The organism is Gilvimarinus algae, from assembly GCF_030518215.1.
GTDB lineage: Bacteria > Pseudomonadota > Gammaproteobacteria > Pseudomonadales > Cellvibrionaceae > Gilvimarinus > Gilvimarinus algae.
Window position 1 is genome coordinate 482,088 of sequence record NZ_JAULRT010000062.1, and the last position, 20,681, is coordinate 502,768.

The following is a 20,681-nucleotide window of genomic DNA, read 5'->3' on the forward strand; positions in this document are numbered from 1 at the left end:
AGGGTTTACTCGTGTTATGGCTTTTGCGCTGAGTATACCTCAGCGCGTATGCAAATTCACAAAGCAGGTTTACCCCTGATAGGCCGTCAGCAGTGTTTGCAACGGGTGGGGCAGACGCTCGTCGAGCAGGCGCTTGACCTGGCTGCGGCAGGAGTATCCGGTGGCGGTCAGCTTGCCGCTGTTGTCGGCATTGGTGACCACGGCCTCCCAACTCATGGCAAAAATCTTTTTCGATGTGTCCACGTTGGCGCGCTCGTGACCGTAGGTGCCGGCCATGCCGCAGCAGCCGGTGTCCACCACGCTGAGGGTTTGCCCAAGGGCGCCGAACACGGTTTGCCAGTCTCTAATAGAGGCCGCCGCGTTGGTTTTTTCGGTGCAGTGGGCCAGGAGCTTGTAGTCGCTTTTGCCAAACAAGGCGGTGGAATCTGTGATGTCCTGTGCGGCGAGCCACTCCTGTATCAGTGCCACTGATGGGGCTTGTTCGCCCAGCAGCTTTTTGTACTCGCTGCGATACGCCAGGGTCATGGACGGCTCCAGGCCCACCAGCGGGATCTTGGTATCGGCCAGGGAGTTAAGCATACGGGCGTTATTGTTCGCGGCTTTAGCAAAGCCGCTCAAAAAACCGTGCACGTGCAGGGGCTTGCCGTTGGGTTTGAACGGCGCGAGCATGGGGTTAAACCCGAGAATCTTCAGCAGTTTAATGGCATCCAATACCAGCTGGGTTTCAAAGTAACTGGTAAAGGCATCCTGCACCAGAATGACGGTTTTGGCTTTTTGCTCTGCGTTTAGCGTGGCAATGTTTTCCGCGGTGGCGTAGCGGGCGCCAGCCTTTTGCAGCGCGGTGTCCAGATGAATGCCCGTGAGCAGGGGGCTGTCCACCATACCGGCGGTTTTGGCCAGGATTTTTTGCATAAACGCTGGCTTCATCAGGCCGTTATACAGCCAGGGCACCCGGGCCATGGTGGGCATCAGGTACTCCAGTGAACCGATAAAATAATCTTTTAATGGGCGCAAATAGCGGCTGTAGTAAAGCTCCAGAAACTTGGCGCGAAACTCGGGCACGTCGACTTTAATCGGGCACTGGCCGACGCAGGATTTGCACGCCAGGCAGCCTTGCATGGCGGTATTGACCTCGTGCGAAAAGTCATATTCACCGCGCTTTTTGTTAAAGGTGTTGAGCGCACGTGCGGGCAGGCCGGCTATAAACCAGCGCTTGCGCAGCTGCTGGGTTTCTTCCAGTGGGTTGACCTGCCGCTCGCTCAATTGTTTCAGCCACTCGCGCATCAAAGAGGCCCGACCTTTGGGCGAGTGAATGCGCTCGCGGGTGGCCTTCCACGAGGGGCACATGGCGTCGTTGGGGTTCCAGTTGTAGCACAGGCCGTTGCCGTTGCAGTGCATGCCTTCGCTGTAACCGTCCCAGACCTCGACGGGAATTTTGCGATCCTGCTGGCCGCGGGTGACGACGCCATCAATGGTCAGCAGTTGGGCGCTGTTATCGGGTGTGGCAATTTTCCCCGGGTTTAATTGATTGTAGGGGTCGAAGGCGGCTTTCACCTGCTGAATGCAGGGATAGAGCTCGCCGAAAAACTGCGGCGCGTACTCCGAGCGCACGCCTTTGCCGTGCTCACCCCAGAGCAGGCCGTGGTATTTTTGCGTGAGAGCCACCACCTGATCGGAGATTTGACGGATCAGTTTTTCCTGCTCGGGGTCTTTCATGTCGATGGCGGGGCGCACGTGCAAAACGCCGGCGTCCACATGGCCGAACATCCCGTATTGCAGCTTGTGACTGTCCAGCAGTTCACGAAACTCGGCGATAAAATCGGCCAGGTGCTCGGGCGGCACCGCGGTATCTTCTACAAAAGGAATCGGCCGCGCTTCGCCTTCGGCGTTGCCCAGCAGGCCAACGGCTTTTTTGCGCATGCCCCAGATTTTGTTGACCGATTCATGGCCCATGGCGATGGTGTAGCCGATGCGGCCGGTGGTCTCTTTGTCCGCTTCGCTCATGGCGTCCAGCGCGTCGGTCAGGCGCTTGATGCCCGCCTCCAACTCTTGCTGTGAGTCCGCGGTGTATTCCACAAGGTTAATACCTTTGATCTCCTGCCCCGGCACCGGCGGGAAAAAATCGCTGACGCTGTGCCAGACGATATCGTTCATGGCCAGGTTCAGGACTTTGGAGTCGACCGTTTCAATGGACGTGGGGCCGGCTTTCATCAGCTCTGTGGCATCGCGCAAGGCAGCATTAAAGTCGCGGTAGTTGACATTGACCAGCGCGGCGACTTTGGGAATGGGCAAAACGTTGAGCTTGGCCTCAGCGATAAACCCGAGTGTGCCCTCGCTGCCGCACAGCACGCTGTTTAAATCAAAGGCTTGGCTCTGGGTGCGCACATGAGCGAGGTCGTAGCCCGTGAGGCAGCGGTTGAGCTTGGGGAACTTGGCGTCGATGAGTGCGCGGTTTTCCCGCTCGATGTCGTCTACGGCGCAGTAGATGTCGCCGATACGCCCGGATTGCTCGCGGCGGCTCGCCAGCAGTTCGTCCGAGACGGGCTCAGAGTCGCACACGCTGCCATCCAGAAGCACAGTTTTCAAGGCCAGCACATGGTCGCGGGTTTTACCGTAGAGACAAGAGCCCTGGCCGGAGGCGTCGGTATTGATCATGCCGCCGATGGTGGCGCGGTTGCTGGTCGACAACTCGGGGGCGAAAAACAGTCCGTAGGGTTTGAGCGCGGCGTTCAGCTGATCTTTGACCACGCCGGTTTGCACGCGCACCCAGCGCTCGGATTCATTGATTTCCAGAATCTGGTTCATGTGGCGGGAGATGTCCACCACCAGGCCGTCTGTCAGCGACTGGCCGTTGGTGCCCGTGCCGCCGCCGCGCGGGCTGAGCACCACCTGGCGAAACTCATCGCGCTGCGAGAGCTTGGCAATCAGTACCAAATCGTCCATATGGCGCGGGTAGACGACGCCCTGGGGCAACACCTGGTAGATGGAGTTGTCCGTGGACAGCACGGTGCGGTTGGCGTAATCCGGGTTGAGGTCGCCGGCAAACCCTTGATCTTTAAGGGTTTCGATAAATTGCAGGTAAACCGACTGGACCGGTGATGTCTCGCGAATACGGGGGATCATAGAGCGTACAGACTGCTGGAAAGTTGAGGGTCTATTTTACTGGCTAACGGCGCTTTGAGCCAGTGTGGGTATGATACGTCAAGCGCCGGGTAATAGATGCACGATCAACTGCGGCCTGAGTGGGGCTTAGTCGGCCGCAGCGTTGCCCGGCGGAGCCGGGCAACAAGGAAGGGGGTCAGTCTTCGTAGGTGATGGTGATGTAACCATAGCGAAAGGCCGATGTGCCCTGGTATCCGCTCCAGGAGACGTGCTGCTCGCTGTACTGGCAGGCGCCCACCGGCTCATAGACAAACATATAACCACCCCAGCCGCCGTAGCTGGTGACAAATTCCCATTCGCAACCGGCGCGTTCTTGGAACATTTCATCGTAGGGCGTGGGAGCGGTTTGCGAGTAGTACTGAACTTCTGGGTATTCATAGGTCAGCGCGCTGGCTGAAAAACCCAAGAGTAACGCGCCCAAACCGGCGGTGAGTTTTACGTTTTTCATGGTGTTCTCCTTCGTTGGTATTGACTGAGAGCCGGACTCCAGCTCTCCTTTGGGCGTCCGCCCAAAGCCTTGTGCCTACTGATCCAGCAGGCTGGCGCTATCCTCGGCTCTGTCCAGATAAACCGTGGTAATGCCTGTGGTGGGGTCGGCCTGCGCGATGTAGTCGCCCACGGGGATCTTTGACGACTCGTCGTAAAACAGCGTCTCAAGTAGGTGGTTGACTGGGGCTTGATAGGCTCTCGGGGTAATCAGCTCAATGCGGCACTGCGAGGCACGGCACTCGTTGCTGACGATGGAGGGGGTTTCTTCAAGCGAACGAAGTGCTTGATTGATGGCGTTTTCCTGCTGGTAGGACCAGCCCATGTCGCGTTCTTGCTGTTCGAATTGGGCACTCAGTTGTCCCGTCATATCCCCGTTCGCTTGCCGGCGCAGGCGGGCGTAGTCTCGGGCTTTGCGTTGTAATTTTTCAGCTTGTAGCTGGGCCAGCTTTTGTTGCTGTTCTGTGTCGAGTGGTTCTGGCGGTTTTGCGGCGGCGGGCGCTTGTACGGCCTTGGTTGAGGCTGCCTCACCGCGCTGGTTGGTGGCCCGGGGGATTATCTTTTTAGGGGCGGCCGGTTGCTCTGGCTCGGACGTCAGAGAAGCGGTAGAGCGTATCTCGACGCTGGCGACCGGTTCTGCTGTTTTATCAAGCGCAGTGGCTGTTATCAGACCCAAAGAAAAACATACGAGTGCTGTGAGGATGAGCTTGGCGTCCATTTATCCATCCTTTGATTGGTTATTGGCTTCGGTGATGTAAACCGATGGACGCAGTGAAGCAGCCTCGGGTAGAGGCGTCGTCTCACTTTCGTTTGATCATGGAAATGGGAGTGCCACTTGAGTCATATCAGTAAGTGCAACTGCTCAAGTATCGAGTTCAGCGAGTTTTACAAGTGAACCCTGTCACATTGGATTGGGAATGCGTGGCGCTCTCGACAGATGACTGCCGAGGGTGTTTCGAGAATACTGGGGGATCAAAGGCACATAGGGGGCTAGAAAGTCGAGTACCTATGTCCTGGCTAACGGCGCTTTGAGTCAGTCTCTAGGATCATTGACCATGTGTAGACTGAAGTTCAGCCATCGATGTGGTAGTGAATTTTGAGCTCTTCCATGATGCGCGTTTCTTCGGGTTTGGGTGACGCGTGAATCGTCGACTGACTGATCCAATTTTGACCTAAGCTATCCTCAGAGTTGGCAGTCATTATAGTAAAACGTAAGGAATGGTTTGATGGAGCGAGTACTCTGTGAAACACCGGCTACAGGTCGTAAGGCCGTACGTATCGACCGATGGAAGTACGATTTTGTCGCCGAAGCTATTTTGTCTGCAGTACCCGACACTGAACCCGGTTTATTTTTTAAAGGCTTGCCGACGCAAGTGGCTAAATACCTGCCGGAAGACAAACCCATTGGTTCTGTGGGCTGGTACACCACAACAGTGAAGTTGAGTCTGGAGGTTAAAGGCAAGCTGCGGCGGTTGGCAGGTGTCTGGCCGCAGCGATTAGTGAAGGTGCTCTAATGGTTATTGCTGCCATTTGTTTTACGGGCAAGTAGGGCCGCATTAAACAAAAGGATAACGGCAATGACGCACTGAGCGACCGGGAAGATGCCGCTTTGCTGGGCTCTAAAGACTAGCATGCTTACCCCTGCAAGGGTCATGAGCAGTGCTAGTGCCAAGTATGGCCATTTTTTCTCTACAACTTTGTCATTACTCACTGCGTTTGATGCTCCTTGTGTTGTCCCGCTACCGTTAAAAAGCCTGCTGCAGCACCAGCAGAATCCACATGCCGACCAGGCAGACATTGCTGAGCAGGAAGACCCGCATGCGCCAGATGACTTTGTTGCGCGTTAGGTGAATGATCGCTTGCAGTGCGCGTAGGCCGACATACAGCCACGCCAATAGCAGCATGGTTGGGCCTGTCAGCCCGGTCACCATGGCGGCGAGGCAGGCGGCGTAAAACAGCGGCGGGATCTCCAGCAGGTTGTTGTAGCAGCGCTGGGTGAGCACCATGGCCTCGGGCAGTTGATCGGGCGGCAAGTGATAGGTTTTGAAGTATCCCAGGGGGACCTGATGCTGTTTAACGGCCCGGATTCTCGCCCTCAGCATGGTCAGGGCGACGGCAAAGGTCAGTAGGACCATGGCGGCCATGGGGTAGATCATATGGACCTCCGTGTTGATCAAAGTTTGATCGCCGGGCATTGGCACTGTAAATCGGCGTTAGGGACACTATAATAGCCCCCTTTGAAGGCCCGCAACCGGTATCTCTCCAGAGCGTGGGGGCCGGCGGAGAATTCCAGACCAACAGGACCGAAATACCTATGATCATCAAGCCAAAAGTACGCGGTTTTATCTGCATCAATGCCCACCCTCAAGGCTGTGCGGCTCATGTGCAAGAGCAAATTGACTACACCAAGGCCCAGGGCACCATTGAGGGAGGGCCAAAAAACGTGCTGGTGATTGGCTGCTCGACGGGTTATGGCCTGGCCTCGCGCATCACCGCGGCCTTTGGTAGCGGCGCCAAAACCCTCGGTTTGTGTTTTGAGAAACCGCCGACTGAAAAGAAAACAGCCTCGGCCGGCTACTACAACACCGCTGCCTTCCACGCAGCTGCGGAAAAGGAAGGCCTCTACGCCCGCAGCATCAATGGCGATGCCTTTAGTAACGAGATTAAAGCCCAGGCGATTGCCGCCATTAAAGAAGACTTGGGCAAGGTCGACCTGGTGGTCTATTCGCTGGCCTCACCACGGCGTACAGACCCCAACACCGGCGAAACCTACAACTCGGTGCTCAAGCCCATCGGCGAGGGGTACACGGCCAAGAACCTGAATACCGATACCATGAAAATCGGTGAGGTGACTGTCGAGCCGGCAACGGACGACGAGATCGCTCAAACCGTCAAGGTGATGGGCGGCGAAGATTGGGAAATGTGGCTGGACGCCCTGGCCGAGGCCGACGTACTGGCCGAAGGCGCGAAAACCGTGGCCTACACTTACCTTGGCGACAAGTTGACCTGGCCTATCTACGGCCGCGCCACCATCGGTAAGGCAAAAGAGGATCTGGATCGGGCTGCCGGTGCCATTAATCAGAACCTGTCTGACAAAGGTGTTAGCGCCAATGTTGCCGTGTTGAAAGCATTGGTCACTCAAGCCGCTGCTGCTATCCCGGTAATGCCTTTGTATATGTCCATCCTCTTTAAAGTGATGAAAGAAAAGGGCACTCACGAAGGTTGCATCGAGCAGTTGCAGCGCCTGTTTACCGAATGTTTGTACACTTCCAACCCACGTCTGGATGACGGCGGCCGCTTTAGAGTGGACGACAAAGAACTGGACCCGGCGACTCAGGCAGAGGTGGAGGCCATTTGGCCACAGGTGACCGAAGAGAACCTGATGGCGCTGACAGATTACAAAACCTATAACGCTAACTTCCTCAAGCTGTTTGGTTTTGGTTTTGACTCGGTGGACTACGACGCTGAAACCTCACCGCTGGTCGAGCACAATTTTTAATTGGCCTTGAGTGATGGGCATGGTAGGTCATTTACGCGCGCTGGTGAGTCTCTGCCTGTTTGTGGTGGTGACTCTGGTGATTGGTGTGCCGCTGATGAGTCTGTCGCTTGCCAAACTTGTGCTCTATCGCACATCGCTCAGACCTGTGCTCACGCGCTGGCTGGATAAAACCGCCAGCGCTTGGATTAGCTGCAACAATTTTCATCAGAAGGTGTTGTTGCCTACCCGGCTAAAGGTGGAGGGGCCGGAGACCTTTGCCCGGCGCCAGTGGTTTATGCTGATCGTCAATCATCAGAGCTGGGTCGATATCCTGGTGCTGATTCGGGTGCTAAACCGCAAGGTGCCATACTTCAAGTTTTTCTTGAAAACTTCGCTGTTTTGGATACCCATTATTGGTCTTGCCTGCTGGGCGCTGGATTTTCCGTTTATGCGCCGACACAGCAAAGAGCAAATCGAGCGGGACCCGGCCCTTGCCGGTCGCGACTTGGATACGACGCGCAAGCAGTGTGAGCGCTACAGCAATAAACCGGTGACTATCATCAGCTATGTCGAGGGCACGCGCTTTACGCCGGCCAAGCACGCGGCGCAGCAATCGCCCTACCAGCATTTGCTGATTCCCAAGGCCGGCGGCATGGCGTTTACTCTGGCTGCCATGTCCGGGCGCATCAACACGATTTTGGATGTGACCATTCACTATCCGGGCGGGCGGCCCAATTTCTGGGAGTATCTCGGTGGCAAGGTGAAGCGCATTGATGTTGTGGTGCAAGAGCGTCCGGTGACGGACGACTTAATTGGCGATTACGCTCGCGACCCGCAGTTTAAGGCACACTTTCAATCCTGGGTTAACGGGCTCTGGCAGGAAAAAGACGCACTGCTTGAGCGGTTGTCCGAACAGCGTTAGGCATATATGAATCGCACCCACTTTTCTCTCGGCCTGTTGCACCCGCGCTATTGGTTTTTTTGGCTGGGTGCTACAGCGTGGTTTTTACTGGCGCAGTTGCCGTTTCGCTGGCAGATGTGGTTGTCCAGGCGCCTGGCTCCTTTGTTGTTTTTGAACAAAAAGCGCATTGGCTACGCGCGGGAGAATTTAAAGCGTTGCTTTCCCGACATGAGCGAGACAGAGCGCGAAAGCTTGCTGAAAAAGAACGCCGAGTCCATGGCCGCGGCCGCCTTTGAAACCGGTATCGGCTGGTTTTGGCCCCAGTGGCGGCTGCGCAAACTGCACAGCATCACTGGCAAAGAGCACCTGGAGGAGGCCGAGCGCGACGGCGTGGGTGTATTGCTTTTAACCACCCATTTCAGCACTTTGGACATTGGCAGTGCGTTCTTGGGCTGCAATATTGAGTTTGACGGACTCTACCGGCCCCACAGCAACGCGGTTTATGATTATCTGCAGCGCAAGGGCCGCGAGTCCTACTGCAAAACCGGTCTTGCCATACCGCGTGACAGTGTGCGCACCATGATCGCCAGACTGCGCAAAGGCCGCGCGGTCTGGTACGCCCCCGACCGCGATCTCGGGGCCAAGAACAGTGTGTTTGTAAATTTTTTCGGCGTGCCCACTGCCATGATTACCGCCACCAGTAAAATTGTCGCACTGGGTAAGGCACGGGTGATTCCCTTTACTCAATACCGTCGTCCCGACGGCTCGGGCTACGATCTGATCATCCACCCGCCGTTTGCGGATTTTCCCAGTGACGATGAGGTGGCCGATACCCAGCGCATCGCCAGCTTTATGGAAGGGGAGATCGCCAAGTATCCCGAGCAGTATTTCTGGGCCCAGCCGCGTTTTAAAACCCGGCCCGAGGGCGAGGCCAGCTTCTACGAGTAGCGCTTGGGCTACTCGTTAACCGCGTCCATTGGCTCCACCGAATCCATAAAATGACGGGCGATAAAAATCGCCAACTCGCCAAACTCCCAAAACTCATCGGTTTTGCTGTTCATGCTGAGCGCTATTGTCATTTGATACTCGGGGATGATCATCAGCCAGCACTGGGCGCCGCGCGACACCCCGCCGTGATTGACGTTGGTGGCCATGTAATCGTCCCCTTCATGCAGCCGCCAGCCGAGGGCGTAATGTTGCGGGTTGAGCTCGCCGCTGTCGAGGCGCTGGGGCTGCCAGAAGCGCGCGCGAACATCAGTGGGAATAAATTCCGTATCCAGCCAGGCCGATCCGAGCTTTACCAAATCCGAGGGCGTCGAGACAAAGCCGCCGCCGGCGAGGCGGTGGCTCAGATCCACCTGGCGCCAGCGCTTGGCCCTATCGCCTTGCGTCCAGTAAAAGCGTGCCATGGGCTCGCGGTGCTCGCCGGGGTCGGCGCCGGTGGCGCTCATCTGCAAAGGTGTCAGTACCCGCTCCTGCAGCAACTGCTGATAGGGTGTGCCGGCGGCGCTTTGCATTACCGCGCTCAAGAGCACAGTGCTGTAGCTTGTGTACTGAAAATCGCTGCCCGGCTCGAACGCCAGCGGCGTGTCATCAAAGATATTCAGTGAATCCTCAACATCCTCGTAGTGGGTTTGTAGCGCCATGATGCGGTAGAGACCGTCCCACTCCGCTGTGTGCTTGTACTCCATCAGCCCAGCGGTATGAGAGGCCAGTTGCCGCGCCGTGATTTTATGCCACTGACGGTTGGGCAGCTCGGGCAAGTAGCGGGCAATCGGCGTGTCCAGATCGACGGTGCCATCGGCCACGAGCTGGGCCAGCGCGGTTATGGTCAGGGGCTTGGAGACGCTGCCAATGCGAAAGCGTGTTTGCGCCGTGGCCACCACTCGGTTCTCGATGTCCGCCCAACCCACCGCACCTGCCCAGACACGCTGGCCCTTAATGGCGACGGCCGCCGACAGCGCTGGTGCCTTTATAGCCTGGCGGTGTCGGCTCATCGCTTCCAGTGACCGCTCGGCGGCCTGCCGATAGTTGTCGTCATCCAGTGTGCTCGAGCTGGGCCCGTCGGCGGGTAGGGCCACAAAGCCCCAGGCCGGCATGGGGGCATCGCCTTTGTAGGCGAAAAACTGGTAGACCGGCCAGGCAAACCATAAGCAGACGCCCAGTGGTAACAGTGCGGCGAGGCTAATGGTAATAAGTCGTTTGTGTCGCATAGAGTCCTCCTGTGTGGGAGGACGATTGTGGTTGGCGCACCGGCGTCTGGCTCGCCGATTCCAAAAAAACTATGGCCGATTTTGAAATTGGCGGCGGTAGTCGCTGGGAGTGCAGGCAAAACGCGCTTTAAAGGCGCGGTTGAACGGGCCGATTGAGCCGTAGCCCAAGTCCAGGGCAAGGTTCGTGATAGGCGTGTCCTGGCTTTTCAGGCACTCGGCAGCGGCAGGCAGGCGATGGTGATTGAGAAAATCGGAAAAATTGCGATAGCCGAGCTCGCGATTGATCAGTTGGCGCAGCTGGTACTCCTGGCCACCGAGCTCACGGGCGAGCGAGGCAACGGTGAGGTTGGGCTGGGTGTAGCCGCCCTGTGCAAGAAACGCATCCAGCTTAAGCTGCAGTGGATTAGGTTGCCTGGCTGGCTCCTGGGCGGGTGCGCGAGCGGTGTTTGACAGCTCGTCGGCGTTTGACCGGCCAGGCCGCGGAAGCAAAGCAACCGACAGAGCACTGACGCCGATCAGTATCAGGGCCGCGTTTGACAGACCGAACAACCAGTGATGGCGGATAAACTCCGGCCCCAGCTCCACGCAGCCGAGGTACAGAAAAAAGGCGCTGGCAATGAGGGTAGCTTGCACCCTTAGGCTGCGTCTGGCATCAATGAGATCGTCACTCATGCCCTTCAGCAGGTGGACAATAACGTGGGCGACCAGGCCGATAGACAGCAGATGGTTCAGATCGTGAAACCAGCCGATACCCTGAAGAACGGCAAAATAGTAGATAAACCACAGGCCGTAGAGCAACAATGCGCCCTTGAGCAACTTCGGCCAGCGCGCCGGGGAAAAATCGTCGCGAAAATAGAGCATGGTAGCCAGCCACAGTGCGTAGGCCACGCTGTCGGTGAGCAGCAACAGCCAACCGCGCAGGGGGCCGTAGTGCGCATCGGCGATTGGAGCGGTAAGCAGCAGGTAACCGGCAGCGCACAAGGCGAGCCACGCAAGGGCCCGCTTTGCCGGGTACCAGGGGCGGTGCAAAAAGCCCAGGCTCAGCAGGAGGATTTGCCCGATGGCTGCCGCCCGCAGGCAGATGTCCAGCAGCTCGGCCGAGGGGTTAAGCATCCGGCCGGCTCCACAGGTAGGTGGTCACGCACAGAAAAATCACCGCACATATTGCTATTACTGGCCAGGGTGTTTGGGCCAGCCACATAATCATCAGGCTACCGATCAGCAGCAGGGGCGTGAGCCGCTTGGCATAGCGGGGCACGGCGCGTTTGTCGTGCCAGGCGGTGAGTATGGGGCCAAAGCGCGGGTGGCTGTAGAGCCACTGGTGCATTCGGGGCGAGCCCCGGGAAGCGGCCCAGGCGGCGACCAATAAAAAAGGCACCGTGGGCATTACGGGAAAGAACACCCCGATAAAACCCAGTAGAGCGCCGACCCAGGCGAGGATCAGCCACGGCAGCCGCAGCAGTAGCGTGGACTTGGGTTTGCTCGGCGGTGTCTGGTTCATTGGCCGCGGTAGGCTTCGGCCCCTTTATTGATGCCCTCAAAGGCGCGGATGCGCAGCGCCGCGCCCGGGTTTTCCTGCGCCGTGCGCACCGCGATGTGTTCGGCCAGGCATTCAACAGTGGTGTCGGTGTCGATCAGGTAGCACATGGCCTTGGGCAGACGCAGGGTAAATTCACCCTGATCTGAGGTATAGGCAAAATCGTAGTAATCGGCGCCGGCTATGTGCGGCTGGCCGATCAGGTCTTCCGCTGTACCTATGTAAATATCGCGCCAGCGCTCAGCCCAGGTGTGTTCCAGCTGGGGGGCTTTTACGCCGTCGCGCCAGATGTCGATGCGCGAGCGGTGGCCGTGAGCGATGCGCTGACAGTTGCCCTTGTGCTTTTTCAGACCGTGGGAGTAGTGATAGAAAGCGCCGTCGATCTGCTCAGTGGAAAAGTCCAGATCGAGCTTATCCAGTGGTTGGTCAAAAGCGTTCAGTAGCTGGGTTTCACACCATCGGGCGATGGACTCAGTGGTCAAAATGTCGGTATCGACCAGGGCGATGGCCTGGCGGGGGCAGGTGATTTCGATGCTTTCGCCGCTTTTTAGCCACCAGGTGAGTGCCAGGGTGTCGCCGGTTTGGCTGAGGTTGAGCTGCTCGGAGAGCGCCGGCACGGCCAAGCGGTGATCCAGCTCGGTATCCAGCCATTGGCGGGCCACTTTTTTGACCTTGCCAAAGTCGCACACCATGCTCTCGTCATTGAGGGCGCCGTGCAGGCGAATATTGGCCAGCCAGGTTTCGCCGACGATGCCGCGTTCGGGGTCGAGATAGCTAAAATCTACGTTGGTCAGGTTGTCGACGAATAAAAGCATAAGTGAACACAGTCAAGATGGCGCTAGATGGCAGGGCCAATATGATAACAGCTAGAGCGGTGATTCTCATTAGGCCTAACGGCGGTTGTGAATTTGTGCCAGACTTACTCTGCTGACTCGCGCTATCAACTCGCGTGCGGGAAAACACACATGGACAGGGAGGGTAAGTGGCATGGGTTTACTGAACGAAACCGCTATTGTCTGGGGCGCTCTACCTCTAGCGCTGATTCTCTGGGCGCTACCTCTGTTGGACGTTACCTATTCACGCCGTGTGACGGGCGGGGAAAAACTCGCATGGCTCGCCGCCTGCGCGGTGATGAGTTGGCTAGCCTGGATCGTGTTTTTCCTGGCCGCGCCGGTCACACGCCCAGACGCCCGCTGATGCTCGGCATGCGGGCGCCGGATTCGCGGCGGTTATCCCAGCGCTTTAAGGGCGCCTTCGTAGTCGGGCTCTTCAGCCACTTCGCTTACCAGCTGTGAGTAGCTCACTTCACCGGACTCATCAATAACGACCACGGCGCGGGCGGTAACGCCAGCCAGCGGGCCGTCGACCAGTTTCACGCCATAAGAGTCGGCAAAATCTGAACGGAACGCTGAACCTGTGACCACCTTGTCCAGGCCTTCGGCGCCGCAAAAGCGTGCCTGGGCGAAGGGCAGGTCGTGTGACACACAGACAACGGTTGTGTTGTCCAGGCCGCTGGCTTTCTCGTTAAACGTGCGTACCGATTGGGCGCAGGTAGGGGTGTCGACGCTCGGGAAGATGTTCAGGACCACCTTTTGTCCTTTCAGGTCGCTGAGTTTCAGCTCGCTCAGGTCCGACTTGACCAGTGTAAAATCAGGCGCCTTAGCACCGCTTGCCGGCAGATCGCCGCTGGTGTGAATGGGATTGCCTTTCAAAGTCACCGTGGCCATAGTGGTCTCCTTTAGTGGGTGATTGAACTGGAGAACATGGTGTTGAGGTGGTGTGAAATCAAGGCCTTTAGGATAGTTGATGAAGAATAATTCGGGGTTTGTGATTCGCGCCCTCGCGGCGCTTGAACGCGCGGGCAATCGCTCGCCGCAACCGGTGGTGCTCTTTGCCTGGCTGATGCTCGCCATCGCGCTCGCCTCGGCACTGGCTCAGTGGCTCGGCTGGCAGGTGAATTTACCCGGCGCGGCGGCGCCGGTGGCCGCGCGCAGTCTATTATCTGCCGAGGGCATTCACTGGGCGCTGACCCATATGGTGGACAACTTTGTCGGATTTGCCCCGGTGGGAGCAGTGCTGGTGATCATGCTCGGTTTGGGTATCGCTGAACACTCGGGGCTATTGCGGGTGATTCTGATGCGGGTGGTGTTGGCGCTGCGCCGCCGCTTTTTGAGTTTTGCGGTGGTGCTGGCCGGTATTTTGTCCAACATCGCTTTTGACGTCGGTTATGTCTTGCTGATTCCTCTGGCCGGTCTGTTGTTCCAGACGGCGGGGCGGCCGGCACTGGCAGGGATTGCGGCGGGCTTTGCCGGTGTGTCAGCCGGTTACAGTGCCAATCTGGTGCTCGGTCCGGCCGATATCATTCTCGCCGGCCTGTCCAGCGAAGCGCTGCAGTTGGTGGCGCCTGGCGAGTCGGTAAGTGTGGCGGCTAACTATTATTTTGCTGCAGTTTCCACGCTGCTGTTGGCGCTCGCCGGGGCCTGGGTCACCGAGCGGGTAGTGGTCCCTTACCTCGGCGAGTTGGATACCGATGCGGCCGAGTTGCCCGAGCAGGACCGGGGCAGTCCGACAGGGCTCAAGGCGGTGGCCCTATGGACGCTGGCTTTTGCGCTGCTGGTCGCTGTGCTGGCGGTACCCGAAGGGGCGCCTCTGCGAGATGGCGAGGGCTCGGGGTTTGCGCTACAGGCCCTGGTGCCCTTGATCGCGATTTATGCGGGTATAGCCGGCTTAATCTACGGGCGTCTCAGCGGCCGCTTTCGGCAAAGGGGGGATGCCACGGCTGGCATGGAACAGGCCATGTCGGCCCTTGCCGGCTATTTGGTGCTGATGTTTTTCGCGGCTCAGGCGGTGGCGTGGTTTGGCTGGAGCCAGCTTGGGAGTCTGCTGGCGGCCACGGGGGCCGGGGCCCTGGCGGCCTTTGATGGTCAGGTGGTGGTGTTACTCATGGCCTTTATCCTGATCAGCGCGCTGATTAATCTGTTTGTCGGTAGCGCGTCGGCCAAGTGGGGCATACTCGCGCCCGTTTTTGTGCCTATGCTGTTGCTCTTGGGGGTTGCCCCCGAGCAAACTCAAATGGCCTACCGCATTGGCGACAGCGTGACCAATATTGTCACGCCCTTGATGCCGTATTTTGGTGTGGTGCTGGCCTTTGCTGCGCGCCACCGGCCGGGGATAGGTGTGGGCACTATGCTCGCCATGATGCTGCCTTATTCGCTGGTGTTTTTGCTCGTGTGGAGTGCGGCCTTCGCGCTCTGGCTTGGCTTAGGGCTACCCTTGGGGTTTTAGGCTCGGTGAATGCGCCTTGCAAAGCGCGGTCAACTTGCGGATAATGCGCGGCCTCGACAGACTGGCTCTGTCGCTGCAGTGGTGGCCCTGCCGGTCCCCCCGCAATGATCAGCCGTGAACTCCGCCAGGCCCGGAAGGGAGCAACGGTAGCGGTGATATCATGTGCCGGGGTGTGGCTGGTGGGGTCATCTCCAACTTTTCCCCAATCTTGCGCCGTCTGCCCAGCCGTGTTTATTTGCGGCCGGTACCGCTATAATCCGTGCATTTACACGCAATACTGAGGATGGCATGAGTTATCAGGTCCTGGCACGCAAGTGGCGCCCCCGTACGTTTCGCGACCTTGTCGGGCAGGAGCATGTTCTGCGGGCGCTGGTGAATGCGCTCGATCACGATCGCCTGCATCACGCCTATCTGTTTACCGGCACCCGCGGTGTGGGCAAAACCACCATCGCCCGTATTCTCGCCAAGTGTTTAAACTGCGAAGTGGGCGTTAGTTCCACGCCCTGTGGCCAATGCGCGGCCTGTGTGGAAATTGCCGAAAACCGCTTTGTCGATTTGATTGAGGTGGACGCGGCCAGCCGCACCAAGGTGGAAGATACCCGCGAGCTTTTGGAAAACGTCCAGTACGCGCCGACTCGCGGCCGCTACAAGGTGTACCTGATCGATGAGGTGCACATGCTTTCCAGCCACTCGTTCAATGCGCTGCTGAAAACCCTCGAAGAGCCACCGCCACACGTTAAGTTCTTGCTGGCCACGACCGACCCCCAGCGGCTGCCGGTGACCATTCTGTCGCGCTGTTTGCAGTTTAACCTCAAGAACATGACCCCTGAGCTGGTTACCGGCCACTTGCAGCATGTGCTGGAAACCGAAATGGTGCCCTTTGAGCAGAGCGCGCTCTGGCAGCTTGGCCGCGCGGCCGATGGCAGTATGCGCGATGCTCTGAGCCTCACGGACCAGGCCATTGCTTTTGGCTCCGGCAAGGTCACAGAAGCCGACGTGCGCACCATGCTCGGTACGATTGACCGCAGCGCTGTCTACGATATTTTGCGCTCGCTTGCCGCCGGCGACGGCAAGGCGGTGCTGGCAGCCGTGGCGCAAATGGCCGAGCACGCGCCGGATTTTGCCAGTGCACTGGCCGACCTGTTGTCGATTTTGCACCGGGTCGCCATTGGCCAGGCCCTGCCGGAAGCGGTGGACAACAGTCACGGCGATCGCGAACAGATTCTCGCTCTGGCCAGCCAGTTGCCGCCTGAGGATGTGCAGCTGTTTTACCAAACCGGGCTGCTCGGACGGCGGGATCTACCCCTGGCGCCCGAGCCCCGCGCTGGCTTCGAAATGGTGTTGCTGCGCATGCTTGCCTTCCGCCCGCAGGGCGTCACCGATATTCCTGTACGCAAGCTGGCTGCGCCAGCTCCGGGGGAGGCCAGTCCCGTCGCCCAGACGCCACAACCCGAAGCCCAAAGCCAGGCCCAGGCCTCCGGTGCACCTCTGGACGCCCCGGCGGATAATGAATCGTCTTACGATGCCCCGGCCAGTTCCGCCGACGAGGCGCCACAGGCTCAACCCGCGCCAGAAGCGCCTGGGCCCGCAAGGCACGAAGCGCCGGTACCTGCCCAGGCCGACTCATCCCCCGTCTCAGCGCAAACACCTGGAACGATGGAAGAGCCGCCGCCCTGGGATGAAGAACCGGTACCGGATCACCTTGAATCGCAAGACTCAGGACCGCAAACACGGGCGTCCGAGCCCTTCGCTGAGCAAGCGCAGGCGATGCCCGCTGACGCAGCTCCGATTGCCGAAGCCGCTGCCACCGAAGCTCAAGCGCCGGCTTATTCGTCGTCCAATGATTCGGCGCCCGCCGCCCCTCACGCGCCCGAGCCCAATGAGCTTTCGCGTGATAGTGCTCCCGCTGCTGCGCCAGCACCTGCACCTGCACCTGCACCTGCACCGAAACCGGCTGTGGCGCGTATACCCTTGGAGCGAAGCGGCCCCGAGGCCTGGCCCCAGATTTTTCTCGGCCTCGATATTGGCGGTGTGGTGCAGAACATCGCCGCCAACTGCGAGTTGGTGGGCCGTCAGGGCAATGAACTGCACTTTATCTTGGATGAGCACAACAGCAGCCTTTACGGTGAAGGTCAACAACAGCGCCTGGCCGATGCGCTGGGCGATTACTACGGCGAGCCGGTCAGGGTCGTGATCACCCCAGGGGCGGTGCACACTGAAACCCCGGCCCAGATTGCCGCGCGCAAGCGCAGCGAGCGGCTGGAGCAGGCGGTTGAAGCGGTGAAGGCCGACCCCATAGTGCAGCAACTGATCGAACATTTTTCTGCCACCCTCGATGAGAGTTCCGTCGAGCCGGTGGACCATCACTGATTGCGAGGTAATACCATGATTAAAGGCATGGGCGACTTGATGAAACAAGCGCAGCAAATGCAAGAGCGTATGCAGCAAATGCAGGAAGAGCTGGCCAGCGCCGAGGTGGAGGGCCAGGCAGGCGCCGGGATGGTGAAAATCACCATGACCGGCCGTCACGACGTAAAGCGCGTGAGTATCGACGACAGTTTGATGAGTGAAGACAAAGAAATGCTGGAGGATCTGCTGGCCGCTGCCGTCAATGACGCTGTGCGCCGCGTCGAGGCCAACAGCAAGGAAAAAATGTCGGAAATGACCTCGGGCATGGGTATGCCTCCCGGCTTTAAAATGCCGTTTTAATCCAGTGCGAGCAGCTTTCTGATGTTCAGTCCTCTGATTGACGAGTTAATGTCCGCGCTTCGCTGCTTGCCGGGAGTGGGCCCGAAATCGGCGCAGCGAATGGCCATGCAACTGCTGGAACACGACCGCGAGGGCGCCAGCCGCCTGGCCGACTGTCTGAACCGCGCGGTCGAGGGGGTGGCCCGGTGTCGGCGCTGTCGCACCCTGACCGAGCAGGATTTGTGCGGTGTCTGCGCAAACGAGCGGCGTGACAGCAGCTTGTTGTGTATCGTCGAGACACCCGCGGATGTACTCGCTATTGAGCAGGCGGGCAGTTATCAGGGTAAGTATTTTGTTCTGCTCGGACATCTGTCGCCCATCGACGGAGTCGGCCCAGAGGACATTGGCGTGGACCAATTGCTGGCGCTGCTCGACAGCGAGCCTATCAGTGAGATTATTCTCGCCACCAACCCCACGGTGGAGGGCGAGGCCACAGCCTATTACATCAGCGAGCGCGCCCGCCGCGCCGGCGTGACTGTCTCGCGCATCGCCCATGGCGTCCCCCTGGGGGGGGAGCTGGAATACATCGACGGTGGCACACTGGCTCACGCCTTTTCCAGCCGCCGTACACTGTGACTGATCTTATGCCAATTGCGACACATCCCATTTGGGTGGACGATGAAGCCACCTTGAACCAACTTTGCCTGCGCTGGGCGAGCCAGGCGGCCATTGCCGTCGATACTGAGTTTATGCGCAGCGACACTTTCTACCCGATTGCCGGATTGATTCAGGTGGGCGATGGTCATGGCTGTTACCTGATAGATCCCTTGGCGATAGAGGATCTCAGCGCACTGGCCGAGTTGTGGCGCAACGAGCGAGTCACCAAGGTGCTGCACGCCTGCTCGGAAGATTTAGAGGTGTTTAATGCGCTCCTGGGCACTGTCCCTTCGCCGCTGTTTGACACCCAGATCGGCGCCGCTTTTGCCGGCTGGGGCTATTCACTGGGCTATGCCGCGCTGGTGCGCGAGCAGTTGGGGGTGGACATCCCCAAAGGTGAAACCCGCTCGGACTGGTTGGTGCGACCTTTGAGTAGCGCCCAAAAAGACTACGCCGCGCTCGATGTGGCGCATTTGCTGATTGTCTATGGCAAGCTGCTTAAAGCGTTAAAGGACAAATCGCGGTTGGAGTGGGTAAAAGCCGATTGCGCCGCGCTGGTGGAGGCGGCGAATGCTGCCCCTGAGCTGGACTCTGGCCACCTCAAAATCGGGCTCGGCTGGAAATTGTCGCCCCGAGGGGTAGAAGCACTTCAGCGCCTGTGTCGCTGGCGTGAAATCGAGGCGCGTGAGCGCGACATTCCGCGCAATCGTTTGCTGAAGGAGCAGCCGTTGTTTGAGATGGCCCAGCGCCTGCCCGCCGATTTTGGCGCCTTGCAGCGTATTGAGGGGATTCCCCGGCGCACACTGAAAGACGATGGTGAAACCCTGCTGGATATCGTGGCCAGCGCTCGGGCGGTGGCCGACGATGCGCTGCCCGCACGGCTCGACCCGCCCCTCGGCCGCGAGCATGGCCCTGCCATTAAGTCGATGAAAGCCTGGGTGCGTGAGCGCGCCGAGGAACTCGAGTTGCCGCCAGAGGTGCTGATACGCAAGAAAGAATATGAAAGCATTGTGCGCGCGGTGATTGCGGGCGAGGTGGTGTTGCCCGAGCGATTATTGGGCTGGCGCTACGGTGTGATTGGCGAGGGGCTTGAGCGGTTGGCCACCCAGGCGCTGGAGGAGCAACAATGAAGGTCATCTGCCAGATTTATCGCAGTACTCGCGACAGCGGTATGTACCTGTACTGCAAGAAAGAAGACGGCTTGAGCAAAGTGCCCGAGGCGCTGATGCAGCGTTTTGGCCGGCCGGAACCGGCAATGGTGCTGGCTCTGGATGAACAGCGCCGGCTGGCGCACGCCGATATCCAGAAAGTATTGCAGGCACTGGCTGAGCCCGGTTACTACTTACAAATGCCGCCGGCCGAGACCCTGGAGGCAGAAGCGGCGGCAGTGCGCGAACACAACGCCAAGCTGTCCTGATGGCCGAGCAGGTATTCTGGCAACGCAAGCGCCTTGAGGAGATGACGCCGCAGGAGTGGGAGTCATTGTGCGACGGTTGCGGTAAGTGTTGCCTGCACAAGCTTGAGGACGAGGACACCGGTGAGGTCTACTACACGGACGTGGCCTGCAAACTGCTCGATCAGGATACTTGCCGTTGTCGCGATTACGCCAATCGTCAGCAACAGGTACCGGATTGCCTGGTGTTGCAGCCAGCGGAGATCGAGCGTTTCCACTGGCTACCGGCCAGTTGTGCCTACCGTTTACTGGCCGAGGGCCAGCCGCTGCCGGATTGGCATCCGTTGGTCACTGGCGATCCGGGTTCGACCCTGGCGGCGGGCATATCGGTTGCCGGTTGCACCTTGGCAGAAGAAGCAGTTGATCCGGACGATCTCGAAGAGCGAATTATTTACTGGGTGAATTAAATGGATAAACAACTGATTGCCTGGAGCGTCTACCTGGCCGGCGGCGTCTTGCTGGGGCTTTTTGGCTGGCGTATTACCCGGGGGCTGTCGCGTTACTGGCGGCACTTTTTGCTGGTCTCTTATGCCGTGCTGGTGTTCACGCCCTTCAGTCTCAACCTCGCGGACAAACCCGATGCCTATGCGCCGGCACTGTTTATTGCAGTGTTAAATACCTTGTTTCAGGGAGCCGAGGCAGGCTTGGATGCGGCCGTCACCCTGGCGCTGATCTGGGTGGTGGCTCTGGTGATCTCGCTGGTCTACCTGCTGCTCACAGGCCGCCGGAAAAGACCCCCGGAGCCACCGGCTGGAGAAGCTCCCGCCGTGGATTAATGGCACTTTTATTCCACACTGCTATAAATGGATAGAAGATAACAG

At 58.7% G+C, this 20,681-nt stretch carries 24 protein-coding genes and 1 other RNA gene; 14 read left to right on the forward strand and 11 right to left on the reverse strand.

Going from position 1 to position 20,681, the window contains the following annotated elements; genetic code table 11:
• Positions 1 to 69: 69 nt before the first annotated feature.
• The 4 genes from ydiJ to QWI16_RS16895 all read right to left on the reverse strand — a co-directional run bounded on the left by ydiJ (position 70) and on the right by QWI16_RS16895 (position 4,848).
• The gene (gene ydiJ / locus QWI16_RS16880; RefSeq protein WP_302714941.1) at positions 70 to 3,123 is read right to left on the reverse strand and encodes a D-2-hydroxyglutarate dehydrogenase YdiJ; all 3,054 of its coding nucleotides are present in this window, start codon (positions 3,121 to 3,123) and stop codon (positions 70 to 72) included.
• 175 nt (positions 3,124 to 3,298) lie between these two features.
• Entirely contained in the window at positions 3,299 to 3,610 is a 312-nt protein-coding gene (locus tag QWI16_RS16885) for a hypothetical protein (RefSeq protein ID WP_302714942.1), read from the reverse strand.
• Positions 3,611 to 3,685: 75 nt separating this feature from the next.
• The gene (locus QWI16_RS16890) at positions 3,686 to 4,366 is read right to left on the reverse strand and encodes a hypothetical protein (protein ID WP_302714943.1); all 681 of its coding nucleotides are present in this window, start codon (positions 4,364 to 4,366) and stop codon (positions 3,686 to 3,688) included.
• Between the two features lie 353 nt (positions 4,367 to 4,719).
• Positions 4,720 to 4,848, reverse strand: a complete 129-nt coding sequence (locus QWI16_RS16895) for a hypothetical protein (RefSeq protein WP_302714945.1) — start codon at positions 4,846 to 4,848, stop codon at positions 4,720 to 4,722.
• Between the two features lie 26 nt (positions 4,849 to 4,874).
• Between QWI16_RS16895 and QWI16_RS16900 the strand changes: the two genes are divergently transcribed.
• Entirely contained in the window at positions 4,875 to 5,162 is a 288-nt protein-coding gene (locus QWI16_RS16900; protein ID WP_302714946.1) for a DUF6958 family protein, read from the forward strand.
• Here QWI16_RS16900 and QWI16_RS16905 read toward each other — a convergent pair.
• Complete coding sequence (locus QWI16_RS16905) at positions 5,159 to 5,359, reverse strand: hypothetical protein (RefSeq protein WP_302714947.1); 201 nt, start codon at positions 5,357 to 5,359, stop codon at positions 5,159 to 5,161. The genes QWI16_RS16900 and QWI16_RS16905 overlap by 4 nt on opposite strands.
• 34 nt (positions 5,360 to 5,393) lie before the next feature.
• A complete protein-coding gene (locus QWI16_RS16910) occupies positions 5,394 to 5,804 on the reverse strand; it encodes an MAPEG family protein (RefSeq protein WP_302714949.1) in 411 nt (136 codons plus the stop codon).
• Between the two features lie 158 nt (positions 5,805 to 5,962).
• On the opposite strand from QWI16_RS16910, the gene fabV reads away from it, so the two are divergent.
• Genes fabV through lpxL form a run of 3 tightly spaced genes read left to right on the forward strand, consistent with a single transcriptional unit; the run spans position 5,963 to position 8,975 of the window.
• Positions 5,963 to 7,147, forward strand: a complete 1,185-nt coding sequence (fabV, locus tag QWI16_RS16915; RefSeq protein WP_302714950.1) for an enoyl-ACP reductase FabV — start codon at positions 5,963 to 5,965, stop codon at positions 7,145 to 7,147.
• 19 nt (positions 7,148 to 7,166) lie between these two features.
• Positions 7,167 to 8,048 carry a 1-acylglycerol-3-phosphate O-acyltransferase, YihG family gene (gene yihG, locus QWI16_RS16920; protein WP_302714952.1) on the forward strand — a complete coding sequence of 294 codons (882 nt, stop codon included), beginning with the start codon at positions 7,167 to 7,169 and terminating at the stop codon, positions 8,046 to 8,048.
• Positions 8,049 to 8,054: 6 nt separating this feature from the next.
• On the forward strand, positions 8,055 to 8,975 hold the full coding sequence (gene lpxL / locus QWI16_RS16925) for an LpxL/LpxP family Kdo(2)-lipid IV(A) lauroyl/palmitoleoyl acyltransferase (protein ID WP_302714954.1): 921 nt from the start codon (positions 8,055 to 8,057) through the stop codon (positions 8,973 to 8,975).
• 8 nt (positions 8,976 to 8,983) lie between these two features.
• On the opposite strand, the gene QWI16_RS16930 is transcribed toward lpxL, so the two are convergent.
• The 4 genes from QWI16_RS16930 to QWI16_RS16945 form a co-directional block, all read right to left on the reverse strand.
• Positions 8,984 to 10,240: a serine hydrolase domain-containing protein gene (locus QWI16_RS16930; RefSeq protein ID WP_302714956.1), complete on the reverse strand. Its 1,257-nt coding sequence runs from the start codon at positions 10,238 to 10,240 to the stop codon at positions 8,984 to 8,986.
• Between the two features lie 69 nt (positions 10,241 to 10,309).
• Positions 10,310 to 11,353, reverse strand: a complete 1,044-nt coding sequence (locus tag QWI16_RS16935; protein ID WP_302714959.1) for a helix-turn-helix transcriptional regulator — start codon at positions 11,351 to 11,353, stop codon at positions 10,310 to 10,312.
• The gene (locus QWI16_RS16940; RefSeq protein WP_302714960.1) at positions 11,346 to 11,741 is read right to left on the reverse strand and encodes a YbaN family protein; all 396 of its coding nucleotides are present in this window, start codon (positions 11,739 to 11,741) and stop codon (positions 11,346 to 11,348) included. The genes QWI16_RS16935 and QWI16_RS16940 overlap by 8 nt, the downstream gene beginning before the upstream one ends.
• Positions 11,738 to 12,592, reverse strand: a complete 855-nt coding sequence (locus QWI16_RS16945; protein ID WP_302714961.1) for a 6-carboxytetrahydropterin synthase — start codon at positions 12,590 to 12,592, stop codon at positions 11,738 to 11,740. The genes QWI16_RS16940 and QWI16_RS16945 overlap by 4 nt, the downstream gene beginning before the upstream one ends.
• Positions 12,593 to 12,764: 172 nt before the next feature.
• Here QWI16_RS16945 and QWI16_RS16950 point away from each other — a divergent pair, with 172 nt between their 5' ends.
• A complete protein-coding gene (locus tag QWI16_RS16950) occupies positions 12,765 to 12,974 on the forward strand; it encodes a hypothetical protein (RefSeq protein ID WP_302714962.1) in 210 nt (69 codons plus the stop codon).
• Positions 12,975 to 13,006: 32 nt separating this feature from the next.
• On the opposite strand, the gene tpx is transcribed toward QWI16_RS16950, so the two are convergent.
• Positions 13,007 to 13,504 carry a thiol peroxidase gene (gene tpx / locus QWI16_RS16955; RefSeq protein ID WP_302714964.1) on the reverse strand — a complete coding sequence of 166 codons (498 nt, stop codon included), beginning with the start codon at positions 13,502 to 13,504 and terminating at the stop codon, positions 13,007 to 13,009.
• Between the two features lie 79 nt (positions 13,505 to 13,583).
• Here tpx and QWI16_RS16960 point away from each other — a divergent pair, with 79 nt between their 5' ends.
• From QWI16_RS16960 to QWI16_RS17000, 9 genes are all read left to right on the forward strand, one after another.
• The gene (locus tag QWI16_RS16960) at positions 13,584 to 15,062 is read left to right on the forward strand and encodes an AbgT family transporter (protein WP_302714966.1); all 1,479 of its coding nucleotides are present in this window, start codon (positions 13,584 to 13,586) and stop codon (positions 15,060 to 15,062) included.
• 88 nt (positions 15,063 to 15,150) lie between these two features.
• Positions 15,151 to 15,247, forward strand: an RNA gene (gene ffs, locus QWI16_RS16965) — signal recognition particle sRNA small type.
• A gap of 103 nt (positions 15,248 to 15,350) precedes the next feature.
• Positions 15,351 to 17,432, forward strand: coding sequence for a DNA polymerase III subunit gamma/tau (gene dnaX, locus QWI16_RS16970; RefSeq protein WP_302714968.1), 2,082 nt, complete (start codon positions 15,351 to 15,353; stop codon positions 17,430 to 17,432).
• Positions 17,433 to 17,450: 18 nt separating this feature from the next.
• Positions 17,451 to 17,771 (forward strand): YbaB/EbfC family nucleoid-associated protein, encoded by a 321-nt coding sequence (locus QWI16_RS16975; protein WP_441294565.1) that lies wholly within the window; start codon positions 17,451 to 17,453, stop codon positions 17,769 to 17,771.
• Between the two features lie 21 nt (positions 17,772 to 17,792).
• Positions 17,793 to 18,386 carry a recombination mediator RecR gene (gene recR, locus QWI16_RS16980; protein WP_302714972.1) on the forward strand — a complete coding sequence of 198 codons (594 nt, stop codon included), beginning with the start codon at positions 17,793 to 17,795 and terminating at the stop codon, positions 18,384 to 18,386.
• A gap of 8 nt (positions 18,387 to 18,394) precedes the next feature.
• A complete protein-coding gene (gene rnd, locus QWI16_RS16985; protein WP_302714974.1) occupies positions 18,395 to 19,537 on the forward strand; it encodes a ribonuclease D in 1,143 nt (380 codons plus the stop codon).
• Entirely contained in the window at positions 19,534 to 19,824 is a 291-nt protein-coding gene (locus QWI16_RS16990; RefSeq protein ID WP_302714975.1) for a YcgL domain-containing protein, read from the forward strand. Before rnd ends, QWI16_RS16990 begins: the two co-directional genes overlap by 4 nt.
• Positions 19,824 to 20,267 carry a YcgN family cysteine cluster protein gene (locus QWI16_RS16995; RefSeq protein WP_302714977.1) on the forward strand — a complete coding sequence of 148 codons (444 nt, stop codon included), beginning with the start codon at positions 19,824 to 19,826 and terminating at the stop codon, positions 20,265 to 20,267. The genes QWI16_RS16990 and QWI16_RS16995 overlap by 1 nt, the downstream gene beginning before the upstream one ends.
• A complete protein-coding gene (locus QWI16_RS17000) occupies positions 20,268 to 20,636 on the forward strand; it encodes a hypothetical protein (protein WP_302714979.1) in 369 nt (122 codons plus the stop codon). It begins immediately after the preceding gene.
• Positions 20,637 to 20,681 lie beyond the last annotated feature (45 nt).

Bases quoted from the DNA above. Each gene is read 5' to 3' on its own strand.
- QWI16_RS16910 (WP_302714949.1), bottom strand. From the start codon at position 5,804: ATGATCTACCCCATGGCCGCCATGGTCCTACTGACCTTTGCCGTCGCC.
- ydiJ (WP_302714941.1), bottom strand. From the start codon at position 3,123: ATGATCCCCCGTATTCGCGAGACATCACCGGTCCAGTCGGTTTACCTG.
- lpxL (WP_302714954.1), top strand. From the start codon at position 8,055: ATGAATCGCACCCACTTTTCTCTCGGCCTGTTGCACCCGCGCTATTGG.
- QWI16_RS16990 (WP_302714975.1), top strand. From the start codon at position 19,534: ATGAAGGTCATCTGCCAGATTTATCGCAGTACTCGCGACAGCGGTATG.
- recR (WP_302714972.1), top strand. From the start codon at position 17,793: ATGTTCAGTCCTCTGATTGACGAGTTAATGTCCGCGCTTCGCTGCTTG.
- yihG (WP_302714952.1), top strand. From the start codon at position 7,167: ATGGTAGGTCATTTACGCGCGCTGGTGAGTCTCTGCCTGTTTGTGGTG.
- dnaX (WP_302714968.1), top strand. From the start codon at position 15,351: ATGAGTTATCAGGTCCTGGCACGCAAGTGGCGCCCCCGTACGTTTCGC.
- QWI16_RS16900 (WP_302714946.1), top strand. From the start codon at position 4,875: ATGGAGCGAGTACTCTGTGAAACACCGGCTACAGGTCGTAAGGCCGTA.
- tpx (WP_302714964.1), bottom strand. From the start codon at position 13,504: ATGGCCACGGTGACTTTGAAAGGCAATCCCATTCACACCAGCGGCGAT.
- QWI16_RS16895 (WP_302714945.1), bottom strand. From the start codon at position 4,848: ATGACTGCCAACTCTGAGGATAGCTTAGGTCAAAATTGGATCAGTCAG.
- QWI16_RS16960 (WP_302714966.1), top strand. From the start codon at position 13,584: ATGAAGAATAATTCGGGGTTTGTGATTCGCGCCCTCGCGGCGCTTGAA.
- QWI16_RS16945 (WP_302714961.1), bottom strand. From the start codon at position 12,592: ATGCTTTTATTCGTCGACAACCTGACCAACGTAGATTTTAGCTATCTC.
- QWI16_RS16995 (WP_302714977.1), top strand. From the start codon at position 19,824: ATGGCCGAGCAGGTATTCTGGCAACGCAAGCGCCTTGAGGAGATGACG.
- fabV (WP_302714950.1), top strand. From the start codon at position 5,963: ATGATCATCAAGCCAAAAGTACGCGGTTTTATCTGCATCAATGCCCAC.
- QWI16_RS16935 (WP_302714959.1), bottom strand. From the start codon at position 11,353: ATGCTTAACCCCTCGGCCGAGCTGCTGGACATCTGCCTGCGGGCGGCA.
- QWI16_RS17000 (WP_302714979.1), top strand. From the start codon at position 20,268: ATGGATAAACAACTGATTGCCTGGAGCGTCTACCTGGCCGGCGGCGTC.
- QWI16_RS16930 (WP_302714956.1), bottom strand. From the start codon at position 10,240: ATGCGACACAAACGACTTATTACCATTAGCCTCGCCGCACTGTTACCA.
- QWI16_RS16950 (WP_302714962.1), top strand. From the start codon at position 12,765: ATGGGTTTACTGAACGAAACCGCTATTGTCTGGGGCGCTCTACCTCTA.
- rnd (WP_302714974.1), top strand. From the start codon at position 18,395: ATGCCAATTGCGACACATCCCATTTGGGTGGACGATGAAGCCACCTTG.
- QWI16_RS16885 (WP_302714942.1), bottom strand. From the start codon at position 3,610: ATGAAAAACGTAAAACTCACCGCCGGTTTGGGCGCGTTACTCTTGGGT.
- QWI16_RS16940 (WP_302714960.1), bottom strand. From the start codon at position 11,741: ATGAACCAGACACCGCCGAGCAAACCCAAGTCCACGCTACTGCTGCGG.
- QWI16_RS16890 (WP_302714943.1), bottom strand. From the start codon at position 4,366: ATGGACGCCAAGCTCATCCTCACAGCACTCGTATGTTTTTCTTTGGGT.